We start from the raw sequence: 15,033 nt of genomic DNA, 5'->3' as shown, positions 1-15,033 counted from the left end.
CGGGGCGGGGAGCAGGCAATGCCCAAGGTCAAGATCGACGGCGTCGAACTGGAGGTGCCGGCCGGCATCACCGTGCTGCAGGCCTGTGAGCTGGCGGGCGTCGAGATTCCGCGCTTCTGCTACCACGACCGTCTGTCGATCGCCGGCAACTGCCGCATGTGCCTCGTCGAGGTGAAGCCCGGCCCGCCCAAGCCGCAGGCGAGCTGCGCGCTGCCGGTCGCCGACAAGCAGGAAATCTTCACCCAGACCCCGACCGTGCAGAAGGCGCGCAAGGGCGTGATGGAATTCCTGCTGATCAACCATCCGCTGGATTGTCCGATCTGCGACCAGGGCGGCGAGTGCGACCTGCAGGATCAGGCGATGGCCTACGGTTTCGACCGCAGCCGCTATCATGAGAACAAGCGCGCGGTGCCGGACAAGGAACTCGGGCCGCTCGTGAAGACGTCGATGAACCGCTGCATCCATTGCACGCGCTGCATCCGCTTCGCGACCGAGGTCGCCGGCGTCGAGCAGCTCGGCGCCACGGGCCGCGGCGAGAGCATGGAAGTCACGACCTATGTCGAGCAGGCGCTGTCGACCGAGCTCGCCGGCAATCTGGTCGATCTCTGCCCGGTCGGCGCACTGACCTCGAAGCCCTACGCTTTCGAAGCGCGGCCCTGGGAACTGACCAAGACCGAGTCGGTCGACGTGCTGGACGCGCTGGGTTCGAACATCCGAATCGACACGCGTGGTGCGCAGGTCATGCGCGTGCTGCCGCGTCTCAACGACGACGTGAACGAGGAGTGGATCTCCGACAAGACGCGCCACGCGATCGACGGGCTGCGTCACCAGCGGCTGGATCGTCCCTATGTCCGCACCAAGGGCAAGCTCGTGGAAGCGACCTGGGACGAGGCCTTCGCCGCGATCGCCGCGAAGCTGAAGGGTCTGGACGGGAGCAAGATTGCGGCGATCGTCGGCGATCAGTGCGATGCCGAGTCCATGGTGGCGCTGAAGGACCTCATGGCGTCGCTGGGCTCGCCCAACGTCGACTGCCGCCAGGACGGTGCCAAGATCGACGGGCCGCGCGGCAGCTACATCTTCAACACCGGCGTCCGCGGTATTGACCAGGCGGACGCCATCCTGCTGATCGGCACCAACCCACGCACCGAAGCACCGGTTCTCAATGCCCGCATCCGCAAGCGTTATCTCCACGGCAAGTGCCCGGTGGCCAGCATCGGCACCGCCGAGGACCTGACCTATCCGGTCGAGCGCCTGGGCGCCGGCGCGGCGACCCTGCGGGAACTTGTCGATGGAAAGCTCGGCTTCTTCGACAAGCTCAAGGACGCGAAGAACCCGCTGATCGTCGTCGGCATGGGCGCGCTCGCCCGCGAGGACGGCGCGGCGGTGCTGGCGATGGCCTATGAGCTGGTCGGCAAGCTGAACGGGGTGCGCGACGACTGGAACGGCTTTGCCGTCCTGCACACGGCCGCAGCGCGCGTCGGCGGCCTCGACCTCGGCCTGGTGCCGGGCGAGGGCGGGCGCGATGTCGCCGGCATTCTGGAAGGTTGCCAGAAGAAGGAGATCGAGGCGGTCTTCCTGCTCGCGGCCGACGAAATCGATACGACGAAGCTCGGGAAGGCCTTCGTGGTCTACCAGGGCCACCACGGCGATGCCGGAGCCCACCGCGCTGACGTGATCCTGCCGGGCGCGGCTTACACCGAGAAGCCCGGCATCTACGTGAACACCGAAGGCCGCGTCCAGGTCGGTCGCCGCGCCGGCTATCCGCCGGGCGATGCCCGCGAGGACTGGGCGATCCTGCGTGCGCTCTCGGAGCGGCTGGGCAAGACGCTGCCCTACGACACGCTTCATCAGGTGCGGGCGCGGCTCGTGGCGGTGAACAAGGTCTTCGCGGCGATCGACCAGCAGGCGCCCGGCGCCTGGGGACCGGTCGGCAAGCCCGGCGCGACCACGGATGCGCCGCTCAAGTCGGCGGTGCCGAACTTCTACATGACCTGTCCGATCAGCCGCGCGTCGAAGACCATGGCCGACTGCATGGCCTCGCGGGCGCATCTCATGGCGGCGGAGTAGGGGCATGTACGCCGATCTGATCACCTTCTTCACGACCAACTGGCTGGGCATGGCGATCGTCATGCTGGCGCAGTGCCTTGCCGTGACCGTGCCGCTGCTCGTCTCCGTGGCCTACATGACCTACGTCGACCGCAAGGTCTGGGCCTCGATCCAGCTCCGCCGCGGCCCCAACGTGGTCGGTCCGTTCGGTCTCCTGCAGCCGTTTGCCGACGGTCTGAAGCTGGTGCTCAAGGAGACGATCGTCCCGTCGAGCGCCAACGGCATCCTGTTCATCATTGCGCCGATGATCGCCTTCATGACGGCGTTGGTCGCCTGGGCCGTTGTGCCGTTCGACGACGGCTGGGTGATCGCCAACATCAATGTCGGCATCCTCTATCTCTTCGCCATCTCGTCACTGGGCGTCTACGGCATCATCATCGCGGGCTGGGCCTCGAACTCGAAGTACGCCTTCCTCGGTGCCCTTCGCTCCGCGGCGCAGATGGTTTCCTATGAGGTCTCGATCGGCTTCGTGCTGATCACCGTCCTGCTCTGCGTCGGCTCGCTGAACCTCTCGCAGGTCGTGCTGGCCCAGTCCGGCTGGTTCTGGAACTGGTTCTGGCTGCCGCTGCTGCCGATGTTCGTGATCTTCTTCATCTCGGCGCTCGCCGAGACGAACCGCACGCCGTTCGACCTGCCGATGTCGGAGGCCGAGCTGGTGGCGGGCTTCCACACCGAATACTCGGCCATGACCTTCGGCCTGTTCTTCCTCGGCGAATACGCCAACATGATCCTGCTCTCGGCTCTGGGCGCGGTCCTGTTTCTGGGCGGCTGGCATTCGCCGATCCCCTATGCGCCGTTCACGTTGGTGCCGGGCGTCGTCTGGTTCGCCCTCAAGATCGCCTTCCTGCTGTTCATCTTCAGCTGGACCAAGGGCACGCTGCCTCGCTACCGCTACGACCAGCTGATGCGGCTGGGCTGGAAGGTGTTCCTGCCCGTGTCGCTGGGCTGGGTCGTCCTCACCGCTGCCGTGCTCACGTTCGGCGGCTGGCTGCCGAAGCCCTAGGAGCAATCGCCAAATGGCTTCCCTCGACCGTACCGCGCGCGCCTTCCTGCTCACCGAGCTGGTGACGGGATTCGCCCTCACCCTGAAGTACATGTTCAAGCCCAAGGTGACGGTGAACTACCCCTACGAAAAGGGCCCGCTCAGCCCGCGCTTCCGCGGCGAGCATGCGCTGCGCCGCTATCCAAACGGCGAAGAGCGCTGCATTGCCTGCAAGCTCTGCGAGGCGATCTGCCCGGCCCAGGCCATCACCATCGAGGCCGAGCCGCGCGATGACGGCAGCCGCCGCACGACGCGCTACGACATCGACATGACGAAATGCATCTATTGCGGCTTCTGCCAGGAAGCCTGCCCGGTCGATGCGATCGTGGAGGGCCCGAACTTCGAGTTCTCGACCGAGACGCGCGAGGAACTCATGTACAACAAGGACAAGCTGCTCGCGAACGGCGACCGCTGGGAGACCTTGATCGCGGCGAACCTCCACTCCGAAGCGGCGTATCGCTGAGCCGGGCGGGGGGAGAGACAGATCATGATACTCCAGGCTCTGGCCTTCTACGTCTTTGCCGCGATCACGGTGGCTGCGGCCGCCATGGTCGTGGTTTCGCGCAATCCCGTTTATTCGGTGCTTTTCCTGATCCTGGCGTTCTTCAACGCTGCGGGGCTGTTCCTGCTGATCGGCGCCGAGTTCATCGCGATGATCCTGGTCATCGTCTATGTCGGCGCGGTCGCGGTGCTCTTCCTCTTCGTGGTCATGATGCTCGACATCAACCTCACGGAGCTGCGTGAGGGTTTCCTCGATTACTTCCCGGTGGGCGCGCTGATCGGCGCGGTGCTGTTCGCCGAGCTGCTGCTGGGCCTCGGCATCATCGGCGCCGGCTCGACGACCATCACGGGCCTGAATGCGCACGGCGCCCAGGTGATGGCCATCGAGAATACGCGGGCCATCGGGCGGGTGCTCTATACCCAGTATTTCTATCTCTTCCAGGTGGCCGGTCTGGTGCTGCTGGTCGCCATGATCGGCGCCATCGTCCTCACCCTGCGCAGCCGGCCGGGCGTCCGCCGCCAGAAGGCGGGCGAGCAGATCAACCGCACCAGGGAACAGTCGATCACCGTGGTCAAAGTGCCGACCCGGGGAGGGGTGTGATGACGATCGGGCTGGGCCACTATCTCGCCGTCGCGGCCGTGCTGTTCACGATGGGCATCCTCGGCATCTTCCTGAACCGCAAGAACGTCATCGTCATCCTGATGTGCGTCGAGCTGATGCTGCTCGCGGTGAACATCAACCTGGTGGCCTTCTCGGTCTTCCAGGGCAACGTCGTCGGGCAGGTCTTCGCCCTTCTGGTGCTGACCGTGGCCGCCGCCGAGGCGGCGATCGGATTGGCGATCCTGGTGGTCTACTTCCGTAACCGCGGAACGATCGAAGTCGAAGACATCAACGCGATGAAGGGCTAGGGCGCACTCATCATGGATCTCGCCATCAAGCTCATCGTCTTCCTGCCGCTGGTCGCGGCAGCGATTGCCGGTCTTTTCTGCCGCGTGATCGGCGCCCGCCCGGCGCAGATCGTGACCTGCGCGGCGCTGCTGATTGCGGCAGCGATCTCGGTCTTCGTCTTCGTCAAGATCGGCTTCGGGACGGAGAAGCTGATCGTCGTCAAGCTCTTCTCCTGGATGGAGTCGGGCACGCTCGACATCTCCTGGGCGCTGCGCGTCGACACGCTGACCGCGGTCATGCTGATCGTCGTGACCGGCGTGTCGTCGATGGTCCACATCTACTCCATCGGGTACATGGAGGACGATCCCAGCATCCCGCGCTTCATGGCGTATCTCAGCCTGTTCACCTTCTTCATGCTGATGCTGGTGACGGCCGACAACCTCGTGCAGCTCTTCTTCGGCTGGGAAGGGGTGGGCCTCGCGTCCTACCTGCTTATCGGCTTCTGGTACGACAAGCCCTCGGCCAATGCCGCGGCGATGAAGGCCTTCATCGTCAACCGGGTCGGCGACTTCGGCTTCGCGCTGGGTATCTTCGCGGTCTGGATGCTGTCGGGCTCGGTGGGTTTCGAGGAGATCTTCGGCAAGGCGCCGCAGATGGCCCAGATGCGCATCCAGTTCCTGGGCATGGACCTGCCGGCCCTGGAGACCGCCTGCCTGCTGCTGTTCGTCGGCGCCATGGGCAAATCGGCCCAGCTCGGCCTGCACACCTGGCTGCCGGACGCCATGGAAGGCCCGACCCCGGTGTCGGCGCTGATCCATGCCGCCACCATGGTCACGGCCGGCGTCTTCATGGTCTGCCGCCTGTCGCCGCTCTTCGAGCTGGCGCCGACCGCCTCGATGGTCGTGACGATCATCGGTGCGCTGACCGCGTTCTTTGCCGCGACCGTCGGCCTGACCCAGTTCGACATCAAGCGGGTCGTCGCCTATTCGACCTGCAGCCAGCTCGGCTACATGTTCTTCGCCTGCGGCGTCGGCGGCTACTCGGCCGCCATGTTCCACCTCACGACGCACGCCTTCTTCAAGGCGCTGCTGTTCCTCGGGTCGGGCTCGGTGATCCACTGCCTCCACCACGAGCAGGACATGCGCAAGATGGGGGGCGTGCGCGAGAAGGCGCCCCAGACCTTCATCCTGATGTGGGTCGGCACGCTGGCCCTGTCGGGCATCGGCGTCCCGTTCATCCTGGGCAACGGCCTGGGCTTCGCGGGCTTCTACTCCAAGGACATCATGCTGGAGTCGGCCTACGGGACCCATACGACGGTCGGCGTTTTCGCCTACTGGATGGGGGTGGTCGCGGCCTTCATGACCGCCTTCTACTCGACCCGCCTGATGTTCATGACCTTTTACGGCAAGTATCGCGGCGACCATCACACCTGGGATCACGCCCACGAATCGCCGATCGTCATGATGATCCCGCTCTACGTGCTGGGCATCGGCGCGGCGTTCTCGGGCCTGGTCGGCTACGACTGGTTCGTCGGCCATGACTGGCACGCCTTCTGGGGCCATTCGCTCGCCGTGAAGGCGACGGAGGAAGTCCTGCACCACGCTCACGAAGTGCCGCTGTGGGTGAAGCTGATGCCGCTGGTGCTCGCGATCGCCGGCATCGCGCTCAGCTACTACTATTACGTCGTGCGCACCGACATGCCGGAGCGCACCGTCAGGACGTTCCCGCGCCTGCACGACTTCTTCTACAACAAGTGGTACTTCGACGAGCTCTACGATGCGGTGTTCGTGAAGCCCTCGCTGGCCATCGGCCGCTTCCTCTGGAAGAAGGGCGACGGCGCCGTTATCGATGGGCTCGGACCCGACAATGTCGCCGCTCGGGCGCAGGACATGGCGGGCATTCTGATGCGCTTCCAGAGCGGCTATCTCTATCACTACGCGTTCGTGATGCTGGTCGGCGTCGCCGGTCTCGTCACCTATTTCATGCTGTCGGCGAGGTAAGGCCCCCGATGTCGAGCTGGCCCATCCTTTCCCTGGTCACGTTCCTGCCTCTGGTGGGGGCGTTCTTCTGCCTGATCGTCAACGGCCCGAAAGAGGCCGTCGAACGCAACTGCCGCAGCGTGGCGATCGTCACCACGACGGTAACCTTCCTGATCTCGCTGCTTCTGTGGATCCGCTTCGATCCGACGAAGGCGGGCTTCCAGTTCGAGGAGAAGGTCGCCTGGGTGCCGGCCCTCAATATCGGCTACCACGCCGGTATCGACGGCATCTCGCTGTTCTTCGTGCTGCTCTCGACCCTGCTGACGCCGATCTGCATCCTGGCGAGCTGGGAATCGGTCAAGGTCCGCGTCAAGGAATACATGATCGCGTTCCTCGTGCTCGAGACCTTCATGGTCGGCATGTTCTGCGCGCTCGACCTGGCGCTGTTCTACATCTTCTTCGAAGGCGTCCTCATTCCGATGTTCCTGATCATCGGCGTGTGGGGCGGCAAGCGGCGCGTCTACGCGGCCTTCAAGTTCTTCCTCTACACGCTGCTCGGCTCGGTGCTCATGCTGCTGGCGATCATCGCCGTCTACGGGCAGGTCGGCACGACGGACCTGCCGACGGTCATGGAGAAGCTCGACCTGCCGTTCACCTGGCAGTGCTGGCTGTGGCTGGCCTTCTTCGCCTCGTTCGCGGTGAAGGTGCCGATGTGGCCGGTCCACACCTGGCTGCCGGACGCCCACGTCGAGGCGCCGACCGCGGGCTCCGTCATCCTGGCCGGCGTGCTGCTGAAGATGGGCGGCTACGGCTTCCTGCGCTTCTCGATCCCGCTGTTTCCCGAGGCGACGCAGTATTTCGCGCCGATGGTCTTCGGCCTCTCGATCGTGGCCGTGATCTACACCTCGCTGGTCGCGCTGGTGCAGGAGGACATGAAGAAGCTGATCGCCTATTCGTCCGTCGCCCACATGGGCTTCGTGACGATCGGCGCCTTCGTGATGAACATGCAGGGCGTGCAGGGCTCGATCTTCCAGATGCTGAGCCACGGCATCGTGTCGGCCGCGCTCTTCCTCTGCGTCGGCGTGGTCTACGACCGCATGCATACCCGCGAGATCGCGGCCTATGGCGGCCTCGTGCATCGCATGCCGCGCTATGCCTTCACCTTCCTGTTCTTCACGCTGGCGAGCGTCGGTCTGCCCGGCCTGTCGGGCTTCGTCGGCGAATTCCTGGTTCTGCTGGGCGCCTTCAAGGCCAACACCTGGGTGGCCTTCCTGGCCGCCACCAGCCTGATCCTCGGCGCCGCCTATGCGCTGTGGCTCTATCGCAAGATCGTCTTCGGCGAACTCACCAAGGATTCGCTGAAGGGCATCCTCGACATGAACGGTCGGGAGATCGCGATCTTTCTGCCGCTCGTGTTGCTGACGATCTGGATGGGCGTCTATCCCAATTCCTTCCTCGACCCGATGGCGCCGGCGGTGGACAAGCTGATCGGCGACTATCAGGCGGCTTTGAAGCTCGCCCGCACCGCGGCGCTGGTACCGTGAGCGGCCGGGAGTAATGAACATGATCGTCGGTCTCGAATCCTGGACCCTGGCCCGCCCGGAAATCTTCCTCGCGGCGGCCACCGCCCTGCTGCTCATCTACGGTGTCGTCCGGGGTGAAATCGCCACGCCGTTCGTCTCGGCGGCGACCTCGGTCGCCCTGCTGGTGACGGCGGCTTTGCTGTTCCTGCCGTATCGCGAAGGGACGGCCTTTTCCTCGCTGTTCATCGTCGACCGGCTGACCGCGACCATGAAGGCGATGGTGCTGGTGGGCTCCGCCATCGCCATCCTGATGTCGCGCGCCTATTTCGAGCAGGCCAAGGCCTGGAGGTTCGAGTATCCGGTGCTGGTCGCCCTGGCGACGCTCGGCATGATGCTGATGATCTCGGCCAACGACCTGATGGCGCTGTATGTCGGCCTCGAGCTGCAGTCGCTGGCGCTCTACGTCATCGCCTCGTTCCAGCGTGACAGCGTGCGGTCGACCGAAGCCGGCGTGAAGTACTTCGTCCTGGGCTCGGTCGCCTCGGGCATGCTGCTGTTCGGCTCCTCGCTGATCTACGGCTTCTGTGGCGGCACGGCGTTCGTGCAGATCTCGGGCGCGCTGGCCGACGGCCGCGCGACGGAGATCGGGGTGATCATCGGCCTGGTGTTCGTGGTTGCCGGTCTCGCCTTCAAGGTCTCGGCCGTGCCGTTCCACATGTGGACGCCGGACGTCTACGAGGGCGCCCCGACGCCGGTGACGGCGCTGTTCGCGGTGGCTCCCAAGATCGCCGCCCTGTCGCTGCTGGTGTCGGTCCTGATGGGCCCGTTCAAGCCGCTGTTTGCGCAGTGGCAGCAGATCATCGTCGTGGCCTCGGTGCTGTCGATGGCGCTCGGCGCGTTCGCGGCACTCCGCCAGCAGAACATCAAGCGTCTGATGGCCTATTCGTCGATCGGCAACGTCGGCTACATCCTGCTGGGCGTGGCCAGCGGCACGGAGATCGGCATCCAGGCGGTGGTCTTCTATCTCGCCATCTACCTGGTCATGACGCTGGGCGTCTTCGCCACCATCCTGATGATGAAGCGCCGCAACATCATGGTCGAGCAGGTCTCCGATCTCGCAGGCCTCGCGCGCAGCCAGCCGATGATGGCTCTGGGCATGCTGATCTTCATGTTCTCGCTGGCCGGCATCCCGCCGCTCGCGGGCTTCTGGGGCAAGCTCTACATCTTCATGGCCGCGGTCGAAGCCAAGCTGTTCGTCCCCGCCGTGCTGGGCGTGCTCGCCTCCGTGGTGGCGTCGTACTACTACCTGCGCATCGTGAAGGTGATGTACTTCGACGAGCCCGCCGAGGCGATCGACCGGCCGGCGTTCGGCGTCAACCGCGTGGTGGCGCTGGTCGCGGCCTTCCTGATCGCCATCTTCTCCCTGGTTCCCCAGCCCCTCAGCGTGATCGCCGAAGCGGCCGCCAAGGGCCTGTTCCCGTGACCTCGATACCCGTCCTCCCGGACGGGTGGACGCTGATTGCGCTTCAGAGCGTCGGCAGCACCAATGACGAGGCCATCCGCCTGGCCGATGCCGGTGCCCGCGAGGGCACGGTCGTCTGGGCGCGCGAGCAGTCGGGCGGCCGCGGTCGAAGGGGCCGCAACTGGGCATCCCCGGTCGGCAATCTCTACAGTTCCACGGTCCTGCGACCCGGCTGCGCGGCGCCGCGCGCCGCCGAACTGGGCTTCGTCGCGGCCCTCGCGGTCGGCGACCTCGTGCCGGCGGATCGAAGCGTGCGCCTGAAATGGCCCAACGACGTGCTGGTCGACGGTGGCAAAGTCGCCGGTATCCTGCTGGAGAGCGCGATCGGACAGGATGGACAGGTCGAGCACGTCGTGGCCGGCATTGGCGTGAACGTCACCTTTGCCCCGCAGCTGCCCGATATGCGCTATCCGGGGGCGGCGCTGGGCGGCACGGTCGAGGCGGCCTTGGAAGGTCTCACGCGTGCGCTGGCGAACCGGCTGGCGCAATGGCGCCGCGACGGGTTCGAGACGGTGCGCCGCGAATGGCTGGCCAAGGCGGGGCCGTTGGGGGCGGAGGTCGACGTCCGGCTGGGCGAGGGGCTCGTCCGCGGCCGGTTCGCCGGGCTGGACCGCGAGGGCGCGCTTCTGCTGGATACGGCAGAGGGCCCGCGCAAGATCGTCTCGGGTGAATTGCTGGGCCGGGCGGCCTGAGGAGAGCGGGGATGCTGCTGGCCATCGACGTTGGCAATACCAACTCGAAATTCGTCGTGTTCGACGGCGACCGGATCGTTGCCGCGTGGCGCCTGCGGACCGAGTCCAAGCGCACGGCCGACGAATATGCCGCCTGGGTGACGCAGCTGATGAACCTGCAGGGTTTCGATCCCAGGTCGATCAAGGGTGCGATCCTGGCCAGCGTCGTGCCGGCCGTGAACACGCACCTGCGGCGTCTCTGCGAGACCTATTTTCACACCAGGCTGCTGATCGTCGGCGAGCCCGACTGCAATCTCGGGATCAAGGTCCTCATCGACCGGCCGGCCGAGGCGGGCGCCGACCGACTCGTCGGCGTGATCGCCGGTCACACGAAGTACGGCGGGCCGCTGATCACCATCGACTTCGGCAGCGCCACCACCTTCGATCTCGCGGACAAGGACGGCAACTTCATCGGCGGCGTGTTCGCGCCGGGTGTCGAGCTGACGATCGAGGCCTTCTACCTGATGACGGCGCGCCTGCCGCGCATCCGCGTCGAGAAGCCGGCCCACGTGATCGGCAAGAACACCGTGGCGAACATGCAATCCGGAATCTTCTGGGGCTATGTCGGGTTGATCGAGAGCCTGATCCGGCGCATCCGCGAGGAGTATGGCGAGCCCATGAAGGTGATCGCGACGGGCGGTCTCGCCAGCGTGTTCAAGGACGAGATCGGCCTGTTCGACTTCATAGAGCCCGACCTGATGTCGCTCGGCCTCCTGGAGATCTGGCGGCGCAACAGCCGATGACGGTTCCGTCGAACGACGAGCTGCTGTTCCTGGCCCTCGGGGGGGCCGGCGAGATCGGCATGAACCTCAATCTCTACGGCACGGCCGGCAAGTGGCTGATGGTCGATCTCGGCATCGGCTTCGCCGACAGTTCGATGGCCGGCGTCGAAGTGGTGATGCCGGATCCGGAATTCATCGTGGATCGCCGCGACGACCTCGTCGGCATCGTCCTGACCCATGCGCACGAGGATCATCTCGGCGCCGTCGCGGATCTGTGGCCCCGGCTGAAGGCGCCGGTCTACGCAACGCCGTTCGCGGCCTCCGTCCTGAAGCGCAAGCTGATCGACGCGGGGTTGCGCGACGTGGTGCCGGTCACCGAGATCCCGCTCGGCGGCAAATTCAACCTCGGGCCGTTCGAGCTCGAGATGATCACCATGACGCATTCGATCCTCGAGCCGAACGCCATGGCGATCCGCACGAAGTTCGGCACGGTGTTCCACACCGGTGACTGGAAGATCGATCCCGAGCCGCTGCTGGGCGACCTCACCGACGAGGCGATGCTGAAGCGCATCGGCGACGAGGGCGCGCTCGCGATGGTCTGCGACAGCACCAACGTCTTCGTCGAGGGCGAGGCGGGCTCCGAATCCAAGGTCCGGAAGAATCTCGAGAAGCTGGTGCAGGGACGCAGGGGCAGGGTGGCCGTCACCTGCTTCGCCTCCAACCTCGCGCGGGTCGAGAGCATCGCGCTGGCCGCGGTCGCGGCCGGCCGCCACCCGGTCCTGTCGGGGCGGGCCCTCACGCGCATGCTCCAGGCCGCCCAGGAATGCGGCTACCTGCTGGATTTCCCGGAATGCGTGCCAGAGCAGCAGGCGGGTTTCCTGCCCCGCGACAAGGTGCTGTTCATCTGCACCGGCAGCCAGGGCGAGCCGCGCGCCGCCATGTCGAAGCTGGCCAACGGCGAGCATCGCGACCTCGTCCTCGAGGCGGGCGACACCACGATCTTCTCGTCGCGGGTCATTCCCGGGAACGAGCATTCCGTCGGACGGCTGCAGAACGGCCTGATCGCGCGCGGGGTCAAGGTCATTACCGACCGCGAGGCCGACATCCACGTATCGGGACACCCGGCGCGCGACGAACTGGTCCGTGTCTATCAGTGGGTCCGGCCGAAGATCGCACTGCCGGTCCATGGCGAGGTCCGGCACATGATCGAGCATGCCGAGCTGGCTCGGGCCTGCCAGGTCCCGGAAACGATCGTGGCGCCCAACGGCACCCTGGTGCGGCTGGCACCCGGTCCGGCCGAGATCATCGACCATGTCTTTTCCGGGCGCCTTGCGCGCGACGGCGACGGGCTGATCCCGCTCGACGGGGAGTCGCTGCGCGAACGGCGCAAGCTCCTGTGGAACGGCGCCGCCGCGGCGACCCTGGTGGTGGACAAGCGCGGCAAGCCGCTGGCGCCGCCGAAAGTCTCGCTGCGCGGGATCGACGACGCCGACGGCGAGCTCGAGGAGGCCATCGAGGACGCATTGTCCGAGATGCTGGCCGACCTCAAGACCGCCGAACGGACCGACGACCGGCGCATGGAGGAGGCGGCCCGCCAGGCCGTCCGGCGCGTCGTGCGGGCGCACCTCGGCAAGAAGCCGTTGACGGACGTGCACATCGTCCGCATCTAAAGGCCGCGCAGCCGCCGGAGAAGACCATGATCGGACGCCTCAACCACATCGCGATCGCCGTGCCCGACCTCGCCAAGGCGAGCGAACTCTACCGGACCGTGATGGGCGCCAAGGTGAGCGCCCCCAAGGAACAGCCGGCGCATGGCGTCACGGTGGTCTTCGTCGAGCTGCCCAACACCAAGATCGAACTCCTTCATCCGCTTGGCGAGAAGTCGCCGATCGCCAATTTCCTGGCGCGTAACGCCGATGGCGGCATCCACCACGTCTGCTACGAGGTCGAGGACATCTACGCCGCCCGCGACAAGCTGAAGTCGCAGGGTGCGCGCGTGCTGGGCGATGGCGAGCCCAAGATCGGCGCCCATGACAAGCCCGTGCTGTTCCTGCATCCCAAGGACTTCACCGGCACCCTGATCGAACTCGAACAGGTCTGAGGAGCGCCGCGCCATGGGCTGGGCTACCGGCGTCATGGTCTACCTGGTGATCTGGTGGATCGCGCTCTTCATGGTATTGCCGGTGGGCGTGCGGCGGGTCGAAAATCCGGGCAGGGGCCAGGAGCAGGGCGCGCCGGAGAAGCCGGAGCTTCTGCGCAAGGCGATCATCACCACCATCGTCGCGGCGGTGCTGTGGCTCGCCTTCTACGGGTTCTATCAGCTGGATCTGCTGAGTTTCCGGCGTCTCGAAGGATCCTGAGCCGCACGATCCGCGCGCCTTTCGCCCAAAAGGAAACGGCGGACCAGTGGTCCGCCGTCCTCTACCCCCGAAACTCGTCGTAGGCGGCTTCCGCCGCTCTCCTCCCTAAACTCGGGCTACGCCCAACGCGTAGGCTGTTTAGCGTGCCGCCTGGGAATTGCCAAGACCTTTTCTTTCGATCCATGGGGGACGAACAGAAGATTCTGCAAAGCAGGGGTCCCTCGACGACAAACTAATGTCCGTACGATTTCACTGATCATCCGATGACCACATATTTGATCACGAACAGCCCAGCGAGAATCGCGACCGCCGGATGAACGTCGCGATAGCGGCCTGCGGCCACCTTGATTCCGGCGTACGAGATGAACCCGAAGGCGATGCCGTCGGCGATCGAGAAGGTGAAGGGCATCGCGATGGCGGTGATGACCGCCGGCGCCGCTTCGGTGATGTCGTTCCATTCGATCTCGGTCAGGCCGCGGGCCATCAGGCACGCGACGTACAGGAGAGCCGGCGCGGTCGCGTAGGCGGGGATCGATCCGGCGAGGGGCGAGAGGAAGAGCGCTAGCAGGAACAGCACGCCGACCGCCGCGGCGGTCAGCCCGGTCCGTCCGCCGGCATTGATGCCCGAGGCGCTCTCGATATAGCTGGTCGTCGTCGAGGTCCCGAGGGCGGCGCCGATCATCGCCGAGGCGCTGTCCGAAATCAGCGCGCCGCGCAGGCGCGGCACGGTCCCGTCGGGCCGCATGAAGCCGCCGCGATGGGCCAGCGCGATCAGCGTGCCGGTGTTGTCGAACAGATCGACGAACAGGAAGGCGAAGACCACCGTCACGAGCCCGACCTTCAGGGCGCCGGCAAGATCCATCTGGAGGAACACCGGCGCGATCGAGGGCGGGGTGTCGACGATGCCGGCGAACTTCTGCTGCCCGGCCAGGATGGAGATCACGGTCACCACCAGGATGCCGATGATCACGCCGCCCATGACGCGGCGGTGCTCCAGAGCGACGATGATGGCGAAGCCCAGCACCGCCATCACCACCGGCCAGCTCGTCATCTTGCCATGAGCCACCAGCGTCGCCGGATTGCCCACGACGATGCCGGCATTCTTGAGCGCGATCAGTGCCAGGAAGAGGCCGATGCCCGCCGCGATCGCCATCTTGAGCGACTTGGGAATCGCGTTGACGATCCATTCGCGGATCGGCAGCACGCTGATGATCAGGAAGATGACGCCCGAGATGAAGACGCATCCCAGCGCGACCTGCCAGGTGTGGCCCATGCCACCGACCACGCCGAAGGCGAAGTAGGCGTTGAGGCCCATGCCGGGCGCGAGGGCGATCGGGTAGTTGGCGAGGAACGCCATCAGGAAGCAGCCGACCGCCGCCGCCACGCAGGTGGCGGCGAACACCGCCCCGAACGGCATCTTGGCTTCGGCCAGGATCGAGGGGTTGACGAAGATGATGTAGGCCATGGTCAGGAACGTCGTGAGACCGGCGACGAGCTCGGTCCGGACGTTGGTCCTGTTCTCGCTCAGCTTGAAAAGTCGTTCCAGCATCCCGCTCCCCCGAAACTCGCGCCCAATGTGCGGACAAGTGTGCGGGCACATGGCTGTGAAAAGCCAGCCTGACCGTCCAGGTTTGCCTTTGGCCGACCCGTTCCCTACA

General features: G+C 65.7%; 14 protein-coding genes. 13 read left to right on the top strand and 1 reads right to left on the bottom strand.

The annotated features are described in order from the left end of the window. The first annotated feature begins 18 nt into the window (after nucleotides 1-18). The 13 genes from nuoG to ACP15H_RS09995 are packed head-to-tail and all read left to right on the top strand — an operon-like array spanning nucleotide 19 to nucleotide 13,375. Nucleotides 19-2,067 (top strand): NADH-quinone oxidoreductase subunit NuoG, encoded by a 2,049-nt coding sequence (nuoG, locus tag ACP15H_RS10055; RefSeq protein ID WP_425066052.1) that lies wholly within the window; start codon nucleotides 19-21, stop codon nucleotides 2,065-2,067. Between the two features lie 16 nt (nucleotides 2,068-2,083). After that, on the top strand, nucleotides 2,084-3,109 hold the full coding sequence (nuoH, locus tag ACP15H_RS10050) for an NADH-quinone oxidoreductase subunit NuoH (protein WP_425069880.1): 1,026 nt from the start codon (nucleotides 2,084-2,086) through the stop codon (nucleotides 3,107-3,109). Nucleotides 3,110-3,122: 13 nt separating this feature from the next. Beyond that, nucleotides 3,123-3,611, top strand: coding sequence for an NADH-quinone oxidoreductase subunit NuoI (nuoI, locus tag ACP15H_RS10045; RefSeq protein WP_425066051.1), 489 nt, complete (start codon nucleotides 3,123-3,125; stop codon nucleotides 3,609-3,611). A 24-nt stretch (nucleotides 3,612-3,635) separates the two neighbouring features. Next, a complete protein-coding gene (locus ACP15H_RS10040) occupies nucleotides 3,636-4,250 on the top strand; it encodes an NADH-quinone oxidoreductase subunit J (protein WP_425066050.1) in 615 nt (204 codons plus the stop codon). Then, a complete protein-coding gene (nuoK, locus tag ACP15H_RS10035; protein ID WP_425066049.1) occupies nucleotides 4,250-4,558 on the top strand; it encodes an NADH-quinone oxidoreductase subunit NuoK in 309 nt (102 codons plus the stop codon). Before ACP15H_RS10040 ends, nuoK begins: the two co-directional genes overlap by 1 nt. Nucleotides 4,559-4,570: 12 nt before the next feature. Beyond that, entirely contained in the window at nucleotides 4,571-6,538 is a 1,968-nt protein-coding gene (gene nuoL / locus ACP15H_RS10030; protein ID WP_425066048.1) for an NADH-quinone oxidoreductase subunit L, read from the top strand. A gap of 8 nt (nucleotides 6,539-6,546) precedes the next feature. Next, nucleotides 6,547-8,061 carry an NADH-quinone oxidoreductase subunit M gene (locus tag ACP15H_RS10025; protein WP_425066047.1) on the top strand — a complete coding sequence of 505 codons (1,515 nt, stop codon included), beginning with the start codon at nucleotides 6,547-6,549 and terminating at the stop codon, nucleotides 8,059-8,061. Nucleotides 8,062-8,080: 19 nt separating this feature from the next. Further along, nucleotides 8,081-9,523, top strand: coding sequence for an NADH-quinone oxidoreductase subunit NuoN (gene nuoN / locus ACP15H_RS10020; protein ID WP_425066046.1), 1,443 nt, complete (start codon nucleotides 8,081-8,083; stop codon nucleotides 9,521-9,523). Beyond that, on the top strand, nucleotides 9,520-10,254 hold the full coding sequence (locus ACP15H_RS10015) for a biotin--[acetyl-CoA-carboxylase] ligase (protein ID WP_425066045.1): 735 nt from the start codon (nucleotides 9,520-9,522) through the stop codon (nucleotides 10,252-10,254). Before nuoN ends, ACP15H_RS10015 begins: the two co-directional genes overlap by 4 nt. Nucleotides 10,255-10,265: 11 nt before the next feature. Continuing rightward, a complete protein-coding gene (locus ACP15H_RS10010; protein WP_425066044.1) occupies nucleotides 10,266-11,036 on the top strand; it encodes a type III pantothenate kinase in 771 nt (256 codons plus the stop codon). Continuing rightward, nucleotides 11,033-12,685 (top strand): ribonuclease J, encoded by a 1,653-nt coding sequence (locus ACP15H_RS10005; RefSeq protein WP_425066043.1) that lies wholly within the window; start codon nucleotides 11,033-11,035, stop codon nucleotides 12,683-12,685. Before ACP15H_RS10010 ends, ACP15H_RS10005 begins: the two co-directional genes overlap by 4 nt. A 26-nt stretch (nucleotides 12,686-12,711) precedes the next feature. Next, on the top strand, nucleotides 12,712-13,116 hold the full coding sequence (mce, locus tag ACP15H_RS10000) for a methylmalonyl-CoA epimerase (RefSeq protein WP_295136855.1): 405 nt from the start codon (nucleotides 12,712-12,714) through the stop codon (nucleotides 13,114-13,116). A gap of 13 nt (nucleotides 13,117-13,129) precedes the next feature. Next, complete coding sequence (locus ACP15H_RS09995) at nucleotides 13,130-13,375, top strand: DUF1467 family protein (RefSeq protein ID WP_425066042.1); 246 nt, start codon at nucleotides 13,130-13,132, stop codon at nucleotides 13,373-13,375. Between the two features lie 256 nt (nucleotides 13,376-13,631). Here ACP15H_RS09995 and ACP15H_RS09990 read toward each other — a convergent pair whose 3' ends face one another. Further along, nucleotides 13,632-14,924, bottom strand: a complete 1,293-nt coding sequence (locus ACP15H_RS09990) for an NCS2 family permease (RefSeq protein ID WP_425066041.1) — start codon at nucleotides 14,922-14,924, stop codon at nucleotides 13,632-13,634. Between the last annotated feature and the right edge of the window lie 109 nt (nucleotides 14,925-15,033).

Origin of the sequence: Reyranella sp. (assembly GCF_965249915.1) — a bacterium.
In the GTDB taxonomy this organism is placed as follows: Bacteria; Pseudomonadota; Alphaproteobacteria; order Reyranellales; family Reyranellaceae; genus Reyranella.
This window is presented reverse-complemented; position numbering and strand designations above follow the sequence as displayed.

Bases quoted from the DNA above. Each gene is read 5' to 3' on its own strand.
- ACP15H_RS09990 (WP_425066041.1), bottom strand. From the start codon at position 14,924: ATGCTGGAACGACTTTTCAAGCTGAGCGAGAACAGGACCAACGTCCGG.
- nuoI (WP_425066051.1), top strand. From the start codon at position 3,123: ATGGCTTCCCTCGACCGTACCGCGCGCGCCTTCCTGCTCACCGAGCTG.
- ACP15H_RS10005 (WP_425066043.1), top strand. From the start codon at position 11,033: ATGACGGTTCCGTCGAACGACGAGCTGCTGTTCCTGGCCCTCGGGGGG.
- ACP15H_RS10040 (WP_425066050.1), top strand. From the start codon at position 3,636: ATGATACTCCAGGCTCTGGCCTTCTACGTCTTTGCCGCGATCACGGTG.
- nuoK (WP_425066049.1), top strand. From the start codon at position 4,250: ATGACGATCGGGCTGGGCCACTATCTCGCCGTCGCGGCCGTGCTGTTC.
- ACP15H_RS09995 (WP_425066042.1), top strand. From the start codon at position 13,130: ATGGGCTGGGCTACCGGCGTCATGGTCTACCTGGTGATCTGGTGGATC.
- nuoG (WP_425066052.1), top strand. From the start codon at position 19: ATGCCCAAGGTCAAGATCGACGGCGTCGAACTGGAGGTGCCGGCCGGC.
- nuoL (WP_425066048.1), top strand. From the start codon at position 4,571: ATGGATCTCGCCATCAAGCTCATCGTCTTCCTGCCGCTGGTCGCGGCA.
- ACP15H_RS10025 (WP_425066047.1), top strand. From the start codon at position 6,547: ATGTCGAGCTGGCCCATCCTTTCCCTGGTCACGTTCCTGCCTCTGGTG.
- ACP15H_RS10010 (WP_425066044.1), top strand. From the start codon at position 10,266: ATGCTGCTGGCCATCGACGTTGGCAATACCAACTCGAAATTCGTCGTG.
- nuoN (WP_425066046.1), top strand. From the start codon at position 8,081: ATGATCGTCGGTCTCGAATCCTGGACCCTGGCCCGCCCGGAAATCTTC.
- mce (WP_295136855.1), top strand. From the start codon at position 12,712: ATGATCGGACGCCTCAACCACATCGCGATCGCCGTGCCCGACCTCGCC.